We start from the raw sequence: 14,881 nt of genomic DNA, 5'->3' as shown, positions 1-14,881 counted from the left end.
ACAAAAACGTTAACGGCTAGCAGCGGCCAAACCTGAATTCAGCCTCAGTATTTTCCCGATGCGTTGCGTAGGGCCGACATTGGCAAGCATGTTCAGCCACCGGTGCACGCCCTAGCCGGCCCCGCCAAACGGGGCGCCTTGCCAAAAAGCCGATAGAATTCAGGGTTTGGCAAAATCCGCATGCGCCGGCTCCGGCACGCGCTGCGGGGCCTGCATGCCGGGCGGCGCGTCCGCGCCCGGGTGCCTCTACCTAGTCTTCATATGCTGACCTTCCAACAAATGATTCTGACCCTGCAGGCCTATTGGGACCGGCAGGGCTGCGCGCTGTTGCAACCCATCGATCTGGAGGTCGGCGCCGGCACATCCCACGTACACACCTTCCTGCGCGCGCTCGGCCCCGAGCCGTGGCGCGCCGCCTACGTGCAGCCGTCGCGCCGCCCCAAGGACGGCCGCTATGGCGAGAACCCTAACCGCCTGCAGCACTACTACCAGTACCAGGTGGTGCTCAAGCCCGCGCCCGAGAACATCCTGGAGCTGTACCTGGGCTCGCTCGAGGCGCTCGGCCTGGACCTCAAGCAGAACGACATCCGCTTCGTCGAGGACGACTGGGAAAACCCCACGCTGGGCGCCTGGGGCCTGGGCTGGGAAGTCTGGCTCAACGGCATGGAAGTGACGCAGTTCACCTACTTCCAGCAGGTGGGCGGGATCGATTGCAAGCCCATCACCGGCGAGATCACCTACGGCATCGAACGCCTCGCGATGTACCTGCAGAAGGTCGAGAACGTCTATGACCTGATCTGGACCGAGTGGGTCGAGAACGGCGAGACGCGCCGCCTGACCTATGGCGACGTGTACCACCAGAATGAAGTCGAGCAGTCGACCTACAACTTCGAGCACAGCAACACCGAGATCCTGTTCCGCCATTTCGCCGAGCACGAAGGCGAGGCCAAGCGGCTGATGGGCAATGGCGACGGCGCCGAGGAAGGCCAGGCCGCCGGCACGCGCCTGGCGCTGCCCGCCTACGAGCAGGTGCTCAAGGCCGCCCACACTTTCAACCTGCTGGACGCGCGCGGCGCGATCTCGGTGACCGAGCGCGCGGCGTATATCGGCCGCATCCGCAACCTGTCGCGCCAGGTGGCACAGGCCTACTACGACTCGCGCGAGGCCCTCGGCTTCCCGATGTGCGGCAACGGCGGAGCCCGGGCATGACGCAACTGGCGCGCAGCGCGTTGTGCTGCGCCATGGCGATCGCCGCGCTCGCCGCCGCCGGCAACGCCATCGGCGCGCGCGCGCAGGCGGCACCCAGCGCGCAGGCGCTGATGCTGCCGGCGGAGCTGAGCAATGTGTGCGAGGCCGATCCGCAGGCGCTGCAGCTGGCCATGGCGCGCCAATGGCGCCCGTCGCTGAACGCGCTCGACCAGTGGACGCAGCTGGTGCGCTCGTTCTCTTGCGACCTGTCCGGCCAGCGCGACCTGGGATGGCACCGCGTGCCGCTGCGCGCCTATGAAAGCGCGATCCGCTATCCGCTGACGTGGGTGGAGATGGAGACCCGCAACGGCCGCACCCGCCGCACCGTCAAGACCTACCACTCGGCGGCACAGCTGCCGCCGAAGATCGATTTCTGGGTGGGCGGGCGCATCGACGAGATCCGCTACGACAAGCGCCTGCGCCGCATCGACGCGCGCTTCCCGGCTGCAGGCAGCCGCGGCGGCAGCAACGGCGCGGCCAGCGCCGCGGCGGCCGCGCAATGCGCCTACACCACGCTGCAATTCCGGCAACAGAACGGCCTGTGGCTGCTGTCCGGAGTAGAACCTAATCTTTCGCCGCGCTGCTCATAAGCGGCGCGCGCTACAACTTGCTGGATACGATTCATGTCGCAACCCATGACCGACTCGCTGCTGATCGAACTGTTCACCGAGGAACTGCCACCCAAGGCGCTGGGGCGCCTGGGCGACGCCTTCGCGCAGGGCCTGTTCGCCGGCCTGGGCGAGCGCGACCTGCTTGAGCCGGGCGCCACCGTGACGCCGTTCGCCACCCCGCGCCGCCTGGCCGCGCTGGTGTCGGGCGTGCGCCGCAGCGCGCCGGACCGCGAGCAGCGCGAGAAGGTCCTGCCGCTGTCGGTGGCGCTGGACGCCAACGGCGAGCCCACCGCGCCGCTGGCCAAGAAGCTGGCCGCGCTGGCCAAGTCGGTCGGCGTCGCCGAGATCGACTGGCAGTCGCTGGAGCGCGCCTCCGACGGCAAGGCCGAGGCCTTCTTCTACCGCTATACCGCACGCGGCGCCGAACTCGCTGCCGCGGTGCAGGCAGCGCTGGAAGACACCATTGCGAAGCTGCCGATCCCCAAGGTCATGAGCTACCAGCGTCCGGACGGCAGCACGGTGCATTTCGTGCGCCCGGCGCACAGCCTGATCGCACTGTTCGGCGCCGAGATCCTGCCGGTGACGCTGCTGGGGCTGCAGGCCAGCAACCTGACCCAGGGCCACCGCTTCCTGTCGCACGGCAGGATCGAGATCGCGCATGCCAATGACTATGCGCAGCAACTGGAGTCCGCCGGCCACGTGGTGGCCAGCTACGCCGAGCGCCGCGAGCGCATGCGCGCCGCGCTGCTCAAGGAAGCCGGCGCCGACCAGGTGATCATGCCCGAGTCGCTGCTCGATGAAGTCAATTCGCTGGTGGAATGGCCGGTGGTCTATGCCTGCCATTTCGAGGAAGCCTTCCTGGCGGTGCCGCAGGAATGCCTGATCCTGACCATGCAGACCAACCAGAAGTACTTTGCGCTGACCGATGCCGACGGCCACCTGCGCAACCGCTTCCTGATCGTCTCGAATTTGGCCACCGAGACGCCGCAGTCGATCATCACCGGCAACGAGCGCGTGGTGCGCCCGCGACTGGCCGATGCCAAGTTTTTCTTCGACCAGGACCGCAAGAAGACGCTGGCATCGCGCGTGCCGCAGCTGGCCAGCGTGGTCTACCACAACAAGATCGGCACCCAGCTGGACCGCGTGCAGCGCCTGCAGCAGATCGCCGGACATATCGCCGACGCGCTCAATGCCGCCGGCGTGCCGACCGACAAGGCCGCCGCGATGCGCGGCGCCGAACTGGCCAAGGCCGACCTGCTGACCGACATGGTCGGAGAGTTTCCCGAGCTGCAGGGCACCATGGGCACCTACTACGCCCGCCACGACGACGAAGCCGAAGACGTGGCGCTGGCCTGCTCGGAACACTACCGCCCGCGCTTTGCCGGCGATGCGCTGCCCGCGGGCTCGGTCAGCACCGCGGTGGCGCTGGCAGACAAGCTCGAGACCCTGGTCGGGATCTGGGGCATCGGCCTGCAGCCCACCGGCGAAAAAGACCCGTTCGCGCTGCGCCGCCATGCGCTGGGCATCCTGCGCATGCTGATCGAGAAGCCGCTGGCGCTGTCGATCGCCTCGCTGCTGGCGCTGACGCAGCAGTCCTTTGCCGGCATCGCTGCGGTCAAGCCGGCGCCCGAGGACATCACCGACTTCCTGTACGACCGCGTGCGCGGCTACCTGAAGGACAAGGGCTACACGACCAATGAGGTCGAGGCCGTGGTCAGCCTGCGCCCGGACACGCTGCACGACATCCTCGGCCGCATGGAAGCGGTGCGCACCTTCGCCGCGCTGCCCGAGGCCGAGGCGCTGGCCGCCGCCAACAAGCGCATCACCAATATCCTGCGCAAGAACACCGAGCCGGTCGGCACGGTCAATCAGGCGCTGTTCCAGGAAGAAGCCGAAGGCGCGCTGCACGCCGCCATCGAGCGCGTGCGCCCGGCCGTGGAAGCGGCCTTCGCCAGCGGCGACTTCACCGCCGCGCTACGCGACCTGGCGCAACTGCGCGATGCGGTCGACCGCTTCTTCAACGACGTGATGGTGATGGCCGAGGACGCGCAGCTGCGCGCCAACCGCCTGGCGCTGCTGGCTTCGCTGCATGCGCTGGCCAACCGCGTGGCCGACATCTCCAAGCTGGCCGCCTGATCTCAGCCACCGGAGCCGCACATGCCGCAGACGCCGCCCAAGTTTGTCATCCTGGACCGCGACGGGGTGGTCAACCTCGACAGCGACCAGTTCATCAAGACGCCCGATGAATGGGTGCCGATCGACGGCAGCCTGGAGGCCATCGCCGCGCTGAACCAGGCCGGCTACCGCGTGGTCCTCGCCAGCAACCAGTCCGGCATCGGCCGCGGGCTGTTCGAGATGAGCGCGCTCAACGCCATGCACGAGAAGATGCACACCTTGCTCGCGCGCCTGGGCGGGCGCGTCGACGCGGTGTTCTTCTGCCCGCATACCGCCGCGGACGGTTGCGACTGCCGCAAGCCCAAGCCGGGCATGCTGGAGCAGATCAGCGAGCGCTTCGGCATCGAGCTCCGCGGCGTGCCCATCGTTGGCGATTCGTTGCGCGACCTGGAAGCCGGCGTGGCGGTTGGCTGCGCGCCGCACCTGGTGCGCAGCGGCAAAGGCCAGAAGACCTTCGACCAGGGTGGCCTGCCGCCGGGCACGCAGGTACACGACGACCTGCGCGCGTTTGCACGCTGGCTGACCGGCAACGGCGGCGCACAGCGCCCGCCCGCTCATAGCGCCGGCTAACCGCCCGCATCCATTCCCTATTCGCACCCCCGCGCGCCCCCCGCATGACGTTTCTTCGTTCCCTGTTGTTTGCGCTGTACCTGCTGGTGCTGACGCCACCCTACGCCTGCGCCTGCTTCCTGGTGTTCCCGTTCATGAATGCCGACCAGCGCTTCCGCTTCGTGCGCGGCTGGCCCCTGCTGGTGATCTGGGCCGCGCGCGGCATCTGCGGCATCCAGTACCGCATCGAAGGCCATGAGCATATGGACGTGATGCTCGACAAGCCGGTGGTGCTGCTGTCCAAGCACCAGTCGGCCTGGGAAACCGTGGCCTACGTGGCGCTGATGCCCAAGCCGCTATGCTTCGTGTTCAAGCGCGAGCTGCTGCTGGTGCCGTTCTTCGGCTGGGCGCTGGGCATGCTGAAGATGGTCCATATCAACCGCAAGGAAGGCACCCGCGCCTTTGCCTCGGCCGCGCGCCAGGGCCGCGAGCGGCTGGCCGAAGGCGCCTGGATCATCATGTTCCCGGAAGGCACGCGCACGCCTTCGGGCCTGGAGAAGGCGCGCTACAAGAGCGGCGGCGCGCGCCTGGCGGTGGAAACCGGCGCCTGGGTGCTGCCGATGGCGGTCAACTCGGGCCGGGTGTGGCCGCGCAATTCATTCCTGAAGCACCCGGGCATGGTGACGATCTCGGTCGGCCCGGCAATCGCCTCGGCCAACAAGACCGCGGACCAGCTCAACCAGGAGGTGGCGGAATGGATCGAGCGCGACATGCGCCGCATCGATCCGCAGAGCTACCGGAGCGCGGCTCCGGGCGGGCCCGCCGCATGAAGCTGCTGCGACCCGACGCCGACGGCGCGCAGCTGGAGCTGCCTCTGGCGGAGTCCGCCCAGGCGCCGCAGCCTGCGGCCCCGCTTGCGCAAGAGCCCCCGCAGCAGCCCGCATGGCCGGTGCCGCAACCCAATGCTCGCCTGCTGCGCATCGGCGAACGGCCGCTGCATTACACGCTCAAGCGCTCGGCGCGCCGTACCATCGGCTTCACCATCGACGACCGCGGCCTGTCGATCACGGCGCCGCGCTGGGTCACGCTGGCGGACATCGAGTCGGCCATCCTGGAAAAACAGCGCTGGATCTTCAACAAGCTGGGCGAGTGGCGCCACCGCGAGTCGCGCCGCATCCTGCCCACGGTGCAATGGCGCGACGGCGCCAGCCTGCCCTTCCTGGGGCAGCCGCTGACGCTGTCGCTGGAGTCGCCGCTCGGCGCGCTGCTGTTCGATGCCGACCGCCGCGTGCTGCACCTGGCGCTGCCGGGCCATGCCGACGAGCAGCAGATCAAGGACCGCGTGCAGGGCTGGCTGCAGCAGCAGGCGCGCCGGCTGCTGGCCGAGCGGCTCGATATCTATGCCGACAAGCTGGGCGTGCGCCACACCGGCTTTGCGCTGACCTCGGCCGCCACGCGCTGGGGCAGCTGCACCGCCGACGGCAAGATCCGGCTGAACTGGCGCCTGATGCATTTCCCGCTGTCGATGATCGACTATGTCGCCGCGCACGAGCTGGCGCACCTGAAGGAAATGAACCACGGCCCGCGCTTCTGGCAGACCGTGGAATCGATCTTCCCCGAGTTCCGCGATGCGCGCGCGCAACTGCGGGCACACCCGCCCGAGCTGTTGCCGACCTTCTGAGCGGGCGGGGAGCGGGCCGGTACGTTTCGGCCAAACGCACTAAAATGGCGCCTTCCTATACCTAAAACAGTTGAAGGCCCTCAAATGCGACTCCTCCACACCATGCTGCGCGTCGGCGACATGCAGCGCTCCATCGATTTCTACACGCGCGTGCTCGGCATGCAGCTGCTGCGCCAGAGCGACAACCCCGAGTACAAGTACCGCCTCGCCTTCGTCGGCTACGGCCCCGAGAGCGAGACCGCGGTGCTGGAACTGACCTACAACTACGGCGTCGACCAGTATGACCTGGGCACGGCCTACGGCCATATCGCGCTGGAAACCGACGATGCCGCGGCCGCCTGCGAGCGCATCCGCACCGCCGGGGGCAAGGTTGTGCGCGAAGCCGGCCCGGTCAAGGGCGGCACCACCGTGATCGCCTTTGTCGAAGACCCGGACGGCTACAAGATCGAGCTGATCGAGCGCCATTCCACCCGCGACGCCAGCCGTCCCTGACGCACGCTCGCCATGAGCACGCAAAGCCTGGCCCGGCAGCCGCTCGACGGCTTCGCCGTGGGCCTGATGGTGGTGCTGTGCGCCGCCTGGGGCCTGCAGCAGGTGGTGATCAAGGTCACCGCGCCGCTGATGGGCGCGGTGCTGCAGGCCGGCGTGCGCTCGGCGGTGGCGGCGTTGCTGGTGTTCGGCTTTGCCGCCTGGCGTGGCACGCCGCTGTGGCGGCGCGACGGCACGCTGAACGCCGGCTTGCTGGCCGGGCTGCTGTTCGGCGCGGAGTTCTTCTGCATCTTCGTCGGGCTGGGCCACACCACCGCCTCGCGCATGGCGGTGTTCCTGTACACCGCGCCGATCTTCACCGCGCTGGGACTGCATTTCGTGGTGCCGGGTGAGCGGCTCCACACCTGGCAATGGCTGGGCGTGGCGCTCGCGTTCGCGGGCATGGCGCTGGCCTTTGCCGATGGCATTGCCGCGCCGTCGGCACAGGGCAGCACGCTGCTGGGCGATGCGCTTGGCATCCTCGCCGGCGCACTGTGGGCCGCCACCACCGTGGTGGTGCGCGCCAGCCCGCTGGCCAGCGCCCCGGCCAGCAAGACCCTGCTGTACCAGCTGGGGGTGTCCGCGGTGATGCTGCTGGCGATGGCGGTGGCCGCCGGCCAGACCGCAACCGTGCAGATCGACGGGGTGGTGCTGGCGAGCCTGTTCTACCAGTCAGTGCTGATCGCGTTTGCCAGCTACCTGATCTGGTTCTGGCTGCTGCGGCGCTACCTGGCGTCGCGGCTGTCAGTGTTTTCCTTCCTGACGCCGCTGTTCGGGGTTGCCTTCGGCGTGGTGCTGATGCACGACGCGGTGGGCCCGCGCTTTGCCGTGGCGGCACTCCTGGTGCTGGCCGGCATCGTGCTGGTCAATCGCCGCGCCTGAGCGGCGCGTCTACCGTAATACGGCGGCGGCCGGAGCCGCCGCTGCCTGACGCTCAGCGGCGTGCCTCGAACGAGAACATGCCGAGCGCGTCGCGCACTTCGTCCAGCGTCTGCTGGGTCAGTGCGCGCGCCTTCGCGGTGCCCTGGCGCAGGATGTCGAACACATAGTCCGGATCCTTGGCCAGTTCTTCGCGGCGCGCGCGGATCGGGGCCAGCATGTCCTGCAGGACGCCCTCGACGCGGCGCTTGAGCACCATGTCGCCCAGGCCGCCCTTCTGGTAGTGCTCCTTCAGCGCCTTGACTTCCTCGGTGTTGGGATCGAACGCATCCAGGTAAGTGAACACCACGTTGCCCTCGACCTGGCCCGGGTCCGACACGCGCAGGTGGTTGGGGTCGGTGTACATGCTGTGCACCGCGGCCTTGATCTGCTCGGGCGAGGCCCCCAGCGCGATCGCGTTGCCCAGCGACTTGCTCATCTTGGCCTTGCCGTCCACGCCAGGCAGGCGGCCGAACTCGGGGATCAGGGCTTTGCATTCGGGCAGCACTTCGCGGCCGACCTGGTGGTTGATGCGGCGCACGATCTCGTTGGTCTGCTCGATCAGCGGCGCCTGGTCTTCGCCCACCGGCACCACGTGGGCCTTGAAGGCGGTGATGTCCGCGGCCTGCGATGCCGGGTAGCACAGGAAGCCGGCCGGGATGTCGCGGCCAAAGCCACGCGCCTGGATCTCTTCCTTGATGGTCGGGTTGCGCTCAAGCCGCGCCACCGTGACGAAGTTCAGGTACATCAGCGTCAGCTCGGCCAGCGCCGGCAGGTGCGACTGCACGGTGATGGTGGTCTTGGCCGGGTCGATGCCCACGGCCAGGTAGTCCAGCGCCACTTCCAGCACGTTGCGGCGCACCTTGTCGGGATCGTGCGCGTTGTCGGTCATGGCCTGGGTGTCGGCCAGCAGCACGTATTGCTCATGCGAGTCCTGAAGCACCACGCGGCTCTTCAGCGAGCCGACATAGTGGCCAAGGTGCAGCGGGCCGGTGGGACGGTCGCCGGTCAGGATCACGGGACGCCGGTTGGTTTGGGTCTGGGCTGTCATGGGACGGTCTTGCACGAAATAGTCGCGGGAAATTCGGGATTCGGGAATCGGGATGCGCGGGCCTCAGGCGGCCTGTCCGGCCTGGCCGGATGGCGTGCCACCCAGGCGCCGGGCCAGTTCGACATACTCGCCAACCGGCACTTCCTCGGCGCGGCGGCCAAGGTCGAAGCCCATCGCATCGAAATCGACCTGGTCGCGCAGGAACGAGAGCGTGTTGCGCAGCACCTTGCGCCGCTGCGAGAACGCCGCGGTGACCACGTCGCCGAGCACGGTGATGTCGCAATCGGCATGCGGCGAACGCAGCCGGCCATCGAGGTGGCGCGGCCAGGGGATCATGCGCACCACGGCGGAATCGACCTTGGGCGGCGGGTTGAAGCTGCCCGGCGGCACGTCAAGCACATGCTCCATGTAGTAGCGGACCTGCAGCATGATCGAGAGCCGGCCGAAGGCCTTGCTGCCGGGCTCGGCCACCATGCGCTCCACCACTTCCTTCTGCAGCATGAAGTGCTGGTCGCGCACCTGGTCGGCGAAGTCCATCAGGTGGAACAGCAGCGGGCTGGAAATGTTGTACGGCAGGTTGCCGACGATGCGCAGCGGCCGCCCCGGCACCTCCAGCTTGCCGAAGTCGAAGTCCAGCGCGTCGCCGGCGTGGACCTGCAGACGCTCGCCGTAGCGGCGGCGCAGGCGCTCGACCAGGTCGCGGTCGAGTTCCACCACCTGCATCTGCGGGATCCGTTCGAGCAGCGGGGTGGTCAGGGCACCCAGGCCGGGACCGATCTCGACCAGCACGTCGTCGGCCTGGGGGCTGATGGCATTGACGATGCCGTGGATGATGGTGTCGTCGACCAGGAAGTTCTGCCCGAATCGTTTGCGGGCCACATGGCCCTGGTGCACGTTTGAACGCATGGGTTATTCGTCCAGCTTCAGCATGGCGGCTGCGGGCCGGAATGGGTGTGGCCAGGATGGCTGCCCGTGGCACCGTTGCTGCCAGGGCGCCGGCCATTGGCGTGGCCGGCCATGATGACCGCACTGCGGATGGCCTCGATCATGCTGCCGTGTTCGGCCTGGCCGGTGCCGGCAAGGTCGAGCGCGGTGCCATGGTCCACCGAGGTGCGGATAAAGGGCAGCCCCAGCGTGATATTCACGCCGTGGCCGAAGGTGCCGTACTTCAGTGGCGCCAGCCCCTGGTCATGGTACATCGCCAGCACGCAGTCGGCATCGCGCAGGTGGCGCGGCTGGAACAGCGTGTCGGCCGGAAAGGGCCCGCGCGCGTCGATGCCGGCATCTTTTGCCTGCGCCAGCGCGGGCATGATGATGTCGATCTCTTCGCGGCCCATATGGCCGCTTTCGCCGGCGTGCGGGTTCAGGCCCGTGACCAGGATGCGCGGCCGCGAGATGCCGAAGTAGCGGCGCAGGTCGGCATCGATGATCGACAGCGTCTGCACCAGCAGCGGCACGGACAGCGCATCGGGCACCGCGCGCAGCGGCAGGTGGGTGGTGGCCAGCGCCACGCGCAGCATGGCGCCGTCGTGCGCGGGCTGCGGGCCGGCCAGCATCATCACCACGCGCGGTACGCGGGCGCTGTCGGCCAGGTATTCGGTATGGCCGGTGAAGGGCACGCCGGCGTCGTTGATGGTGCTCTTCTGCACCGGCGCCGTGATCATTGCGGCATACCGGGGCGCGGCCCTGCCGCGCGCGCGGCAGCCGCGGATGGCGGCATCGAGCAGCTTCAGCACATAGGGGCCGTTGCGCGCATCGAGCCGCCCGGCCTCGCACGCGACCGCCAGCGGGATGTCCTCGACGACCACGTCGCCGTCGGCAATGCGCCGCTCCCAGGCGTGCGTGGCGCCCAGCGCCGCGGCGCGATCGGCCAGCAGGCGGGCATCGCCCAGCACATGGAAGCGGTATTGCCCGCCGCCGACGCCATTGTTGGCGCCCGCCAGCTGCAGCAACGCCCCGATGGTGATATCGGGACCGATGCCGGCGGGTTCTCCGGTCGAGATGGCTAGGGCTAGCGGGTCGGGCATGTCAGGTCGGCGGATCTGGGGCAGGCGCTTCAGCGCTGCCGGTTGATCCGGTACTCCACATACGCCTGCGAACGCAGCTGGCGCACCCAGTCATCATAGGCTGCGCGCAGCTTCTGTTCGCGGACTTCGGCACGGGCGAAGTCGCGCTGCTTCTCGGGCGACATCTCGGTCTCGCGCCGGTTGAGCACCTGGATCAGGTGCACGCCGAACTGCGTGACCACCGGCTCCGAGATCTCGTTCGGGCGCAGGCGGCTCATGGCCTGCTCGAACTCGGGCACCAGCTCGCCCGGCGACACCCAGCCGAGGTCGCCGCCGTTCTGCGCCGAGCCGTCCTGCGAGAAGCGCTTGGCCGCGTCGGCAAAATCCCCGCCGTGGGTGATGCGGTCGCGCAGCGTGCCGAGCTGGCGGCGCGCCTCGGCCTCGGGCATGTTGGGGCCGGTGCGGATCAGGATGTGGCGCACCTGGGTCTGGGTGATCTTCGAGGCCGCGGCCGGGCTGGATGCCGGCGCCGCGCGCTTGGCCACCAGCTTGACCACATGGAAGCCCGCGGCGCTTTCCACCACCTGCGGCGCCACTGTGCCAGCCTGCAGGTCGACCACGGCGTTGGCGAACTGTACCGGCAGGCGGCCGATCTCGCGGAAGCCCATGGCTCCGCCCTGGGCCGCCTCGGCGCCCTCGGAATTGGCCTGCGCCAGCTGCGCGAAGTCGGCGCCGCCCTGGGCCTGCTTGAGCAGCCCTTCAGCCTTGGCGCGCTGCGCCTGCTTCTGTGCGTCCGAGGCATTCTCGGGCACGCGCACGAGGATCTGCGCCACGTTGTATTCGGTCGGGCCGCTGGCGGCGCCCCGGCCGCCGCGGGCCGCCAGGTAGTTGTCGATCTCGCCGTCGTAGACCTGCACCTTGGAGTCGACCTCGCGCTCGCGCAGGCGGATCACCTGCACCTGCTTGCGCAGCTCCTCGCGGTACTTGGTCCAGGTCATGCCGCTGGCCTCGACGCGGCGGCGCAGCTCGGTCGCGTTCAGCCGGTTCTGCTGCGCCACCGATTCAATGGCGCGGTCGACTTCCTGGTCGGTCACGCGGATGCCGGCATCCTGTGCGGCCTGGGTCTGCACGCGTTCCATGACCAGGCGTTCGAGCACCTCGCCCAGCAGGTCGGCACGGGCGGGCACCGGGCGGCCGGCGGTACGCAGCTGGCCTTCGATTTCGTCGGCACGGTCGAGCAGCTCGCGCCGCGTGATCACGCTGTTGTTGACGACAGCAACCACTTCGTCGACCAGTTGCGAACGCTTCTGGCCACCTGCCGGCGGCACGCCCAGCTTGGGCTGGCTCGACGGCGCCGCGACGTCAGACGCCTGCGGCACGAAGATGCCGGTGGAGCGCGGCGCCGTCCCGGGCGCCTTGAGCTGCGCGGCAGCCGGCACCGCCATGGCGGCCAGTACGGCCGGCAGCAGCAAGCGGTGCCAGGACGTCAGGAGAAAGGAAAACACGGCGAATTCTTGACGTTTCATCGTAATCCGTCATTCATAGTGATCGAACTGGGTCGTCGGCACCGGCTTGGCCGATACGGGCTCATAGCCGGGCACGTTCAGGCGCAGGATATTCAACGGGTTGGAACCGATCTTGGAAAGGCCACGGAACTCCACCTGCAGGAAGACCCGCCCGGTGTAGCCATTCGTGGTGTTGCGGAAGCGCTGGTAGACCACGCGGCCAACCCAGCAGTCGGCGGCGTACTCGACGCCGGCCAGCGCGTCGACCATCTGGCTTGCAGTCAGGTCGAAGGCAAAGCGTGCGATGCCGTAGGCACGGCGCGTGATCGGCCACTGGCTCGACACCTCGAACTGGTCGATCGCAGTGTTGTCGGTCACCGAGGTCGGGCGGCGGTAGCGGTAGCCAGCGTTGATCACCTTGCGCGACTCGGGCCGGTAAGAGAGCGCCACGTTGCCGTAGTTGATCCGGTCGCTGTCCGGGTTGTACTGCACGCCCGCATCCAGGTAATAGCCGCGGAACATCTGGATGGTGGTGGCCGCCAGCAGGTCCGAGAAACCCGCCTTGGGATCCGCCAGCGTGCCGTTGATCTGCACGCGCTGGCCGGTGAAGTCGTAGCGCTGCGCGATGGTGCCGCGGAAGCGCTCGATGCCAGTGTCGGCTTCGATCAGGCGCGTGGTCAGGCCGCCGGTCAGCTTGTTGTTGTCGGCAATGCGGTCGTAGCCGGTAAACGGGTTCTCGCTGAAGATCTGGCCGTAGCCGAAGTCGGACTGCACCGTGTCGAACAGCGGGAACTGGCTCTGGTCGCGGAACGGGGTGTACACATAGAACAGGCGCGGCTCGAGCGTCTGCACATAGTTCACGCCAAACAGGCGGCTGACCGTCGGTGCCTCGCGCTCGAACGTCATGCCTGAGTCCAGGCTCATGGTCGGCAGCACGCGCGAGAAATTATTCTGCGCCGTAGGCGTGTTGGAGGCCGCCTCCATCTGGTACTGGGTCGCATTGAAGGTGACCTTCGGCGTCACGTACCATCCCGCCCGCACGATCGGGTAGCTGATGCTCGGCTGGATATACATGCGCTCGCCCTGCGGCTGCTGGAAGCCGGTGGACGTCAGCGGAATGCGGAAGCGCGTGTAGTCCGCTTCCACCTGCACGTCGAAGCCGCCCAGGTCATAGCGGATGTACTTGCCGTTGAGCTGCGGCACGCGCTCGTACGACGGCTCGCTGGGGCGCAGCGTCTGGAACTTCTGCACCCGCGCCAGCACCGTGAAATCCTGCCAGTTGTAGGTAACGCCGCCTTCCTGCAGGTACTGGCGTTGCGCGGACTGCGCAACGCTGCGGTTGAAGTCGTCCGGGTATTGGTCGTCCGATACCCGGTTCACGTTCAGGTAGGCATTTAGACCCTTGGCCAGGTTCTGGTTATGCTGGACCGAGTAGGCCCAGCGGTTCGAATTGGTCTTCTTGTCGTCCGGCAGAAACTCGGCGCGCAGGCGCCCGTTGTAGCCCTGGCCAAGGTAACGGTACTCACCGCCAAGCTGCAGGCCGCGCTCCGTCATCAGACGCGGATAGATGGTCAGGTCGCGGTTCGGCGCAATGTTGACGTAGTACGGCGTGGTCAGGTCGAAGCCCGAACGCGAGCTGTAGCCCATCAGCGGCGCCAGGAACCCGCTGCGGCGCTCGTCGTTCAGCGGAAAGCTGAACGCCGGCGCCGCCGCGATCGGCACGCCGAAGAAGTTCAGCACGCCGCCGTAGGCCACGCCCACCTGGCGGTCGTTGTCCAGGTCGATCCGGTTCGCGCTGAAGTACCAGTCGGCGTTGTCGGGCGAACAGGTGGTGTACGACGCGTGCCTGGCGGTGCTGCGGTCCTTGTCCAGGAAGTCGATGCGCTCGGCCTTGCCCGTGCCGCCGGTCTGCTGGAAATAATAGTCCGGCGACAGCATGTAGCCTTCGTTGGCCTCGACTTTCATCCGCGCCTCGGGGCCGACCGCCAGCGTGCCGCTGCGCGACATCCGTACATTGCCCTGCGCGAAGGCTTCGTCGGTGTCCTGGTCGTAGGTCAGCTTGTCGCCCTTGATCGCACCGCCGTCACGGCGCAGCTCGGCGTGGCCTTCCAGCTCGACGCCACGCTCGCTGTAGCCGGTCATGCGGTCGGCCTCGATAAAGGTCGGGCCGCCGGGGCCGGCGTCTGACTGTTTGCCGGGTTCGGCAAGCCGCGGCACCAGTTCGCCGGACTCCACCGGAAGCGGCGGCGCTTTCGGCGCGGCTTCGAACACCGGCTCGACCTGGTCGAGATCGGGGATCGCCGAACCGGACATCTGGGCGTGTGCGCCGGCCGACAGGCTGGCCATGGCCAGCACCAGCGGCCGCAGCGCGCCCGCGTGCAGGCCGCCGGCGCGCCTGGCTCGGGCAGGAACGCTGGTTGGGGCAGGCGAAGGCAAGGCCCTGTTGTTCGGTGATCGTTGTTGTTCGGTCATTCGCACGGGTTGTCAGTCTCGGCGTCGGCTGCGGCCCGCCTGCAAGCCGCCAGCCCCTGCCGGAGCAGGCTGCGGGGCACCGAATGGCCCCTCCCGGGGGCCACCCGGCGCCCGGGTCTGGTCGGGTATTATACGGG

Annotated in this window: 13 protein-coding genes; 8 read left to right on the top strand and 5 right to left on the bottom strand. The window is 68.2% G+C overall.

All coding sequences use genetic code 11. The features are described 5' to 3' along the window. Positions 1-261: 261 nt before the first annotated feature. From glyQ to AC07UK_RS24805, 8 genes are all read left to right on the top strand, one after another. Positions 262-1,209: a glycine--tRNA ligase subunit alpha gene (glyQ, locus tag AC07UK_RS24840; protein ID WP_010813866.1), complete on the top strand. Its 948-nt coding sequence runs from the start codon at positions 262-264 to the stop codon at positions 1,207-1,209. Next, complete coding sequence (locus AC07UK_RS24835) at positions 1,206-1,838, top strand: hypothetical protein (RefSeq protein WP_494687747.1); 633 nt, start codon at positions 1,206-1,208, stop codon at positions 1,836-1,838. The genes glyQ and AC07UK_RS24835 overlap by 4 nt, the downstream gene beginning before the upstream one ends. A gap of 33 nt (positions 1,839-1,871) precedes the next feature. Beyond that, positions 1,872-3,995: a glycine--tRNA ligase subunit beta gene (glyS, locus tag AC07UK_RS24830; RefSeq protein WP_494687748.1), complete on the top strand. Its 2,124-nt coding sequence runs from the start codon at positions 1,872-1,874 to the stop codon at positions 3,993-3,995. A 21-nt stretch (positions 3,996-4,016) separates the two neighbouring features. Next, positions 4,017-4,604, top strand: coding sequence for a D-glycero-beta-D-manno-heptose 1,7-bisphosphate 7-phosphatase (gene gmhB / locus AC07UK_RS24825; RefSeq protein WP_494687749.1), 588 nt, complete (start codon positions 4,017-4,019; stop codon positions 4,602-4,604). A gap of 44 nt (positions 4,605-4,648) precedes the next feature. Next, complete coding sequence (locus AC07UK_RS24820; protein WP_011614553.1) at positions 4,649-5,413, top strand: lysophospholipid acyltransferase family protein; 765 nt, start codon at positions 4,649-4,651, stop codon at positions 5,411-5,413. Then, positions 5,410-6,264: a M48 family metallopeptidase gene (locus tag AC07UK_RS24815; protein ID WP_436220849.1), complete on the top strand. Its 855-nt coding sequence runs from the start codon at positions 5,410-5,412 to the stop codon at positions 6,262-6,264. The genes AC07UK_RS24820 and AC07UK_RS24815 overlap by 4 nt, the downstream gene beginning before the upstream one ends. An 84-nt stretch (positions 6,265-6,348) precedes the next feature. Then, a complete protein-coding gene (gene gloA, locus AC07UK_RS24810) occupies positions 6,349-6,756 on the top strand; it encodes a lactoylglutathione lyase (RefSeq protein ID WP_013955597.1) in 408 nt (135 codons plus the stop codon). A 12-nt stretch (positions 6,757-6,768) separates the two neighbouring features. After that, complete coding sequence (locus AC07UK_RS24805) at positions 6,769-7,674, top strand: DMT family transporter (RefSeq protein WP_436220848.1); 906 nt, start codon at positions 6,769-6,771, stop codon at positions 7,672-7,674. 52 nt (positions 7,675-7,726) lie between these two features. Here the strand turns inward: AC07UK_RS24805 and trpS are convergent, their stop codons facing one another. The 5 genes from trpS to AC07UK_RS24780 all read right to left on the bottom strand — a co-directional run bounded on the left by trpS (position 7,727) and on the right by AC07UK_RS24780 (position 14,744). Beyond that, entirely contained in the window at positions 7,727-8,761 is a 1,035-nt protein-coding gene (gene trpS / locus AC07UK_RS24800) for a tryptophan--tRNA ligase (protein ID WP_013955595.1), read from the bottom strand. Positions 8,762-8,824: 63 nt separating this feature from the next. After that, on the bottom strand, positions 8,825-9,667 hold the full coding sequence (rsmA, locus tag AC07UK_RS24795; protein WP_035824601.1) for a 16S rRNA (adenine(1518)-N(6)/adenine(1519)-N(6))-dimethyltransferase RsmA: 843 nt from the start codon (positions 9,665-9,667) through the stop codon (positions 8,825-8,827). 17 nt (positions 9,668-9,684) lie between these two features. After that, a complete protein-coding gene (pdxA, locus tag AC07UK_RS24790) occupies positions 9,685-10,788 on the bottom strand; it encodes a 4-hydroxythreonine-4-phosphate dehydrogenase PdxA (RefSeq protein WP_013955593.1) in 1,104 nt (367 codons plus the stop codon). 29 nt (positions 10,789-10,817) lie between these two features. Further along, positions 10,818-12,293, bottom strand: coding sequence for a peptidylprolyl isomerase (locus AC07UK_RS24785; RefSeq protein WP_114134916.1), 1,476 nt, complete (start codon positions 12,291-12,293; stop codon positions 10,818-10,820). 9 nt (positions 12,294-12,302) lie between these two features. Further along, the gene (locus AC07UK_RS24780) at positions 12,303-14,744 is read right to left on the bottom strand and encodes an LPS-assembly protein LptD (protein WP_494687750.1); all 2,442 of its coding nucleotides are present in this window, start codon (positions 14,742-14,744) and stop codon (positions 12,303-12,305) included. Positions 14,745-14,881 lie beyond the last annotated feature (137 nt).

It is taken from the genome of Cupriavidus sp. GW821-FHT07C08 (genome assembly GCF_059419025.1).
Note: the sequence above shows the minus strand (reverse complement) of the source record. Positions and strands in the feature narration are given on the sequence as shown.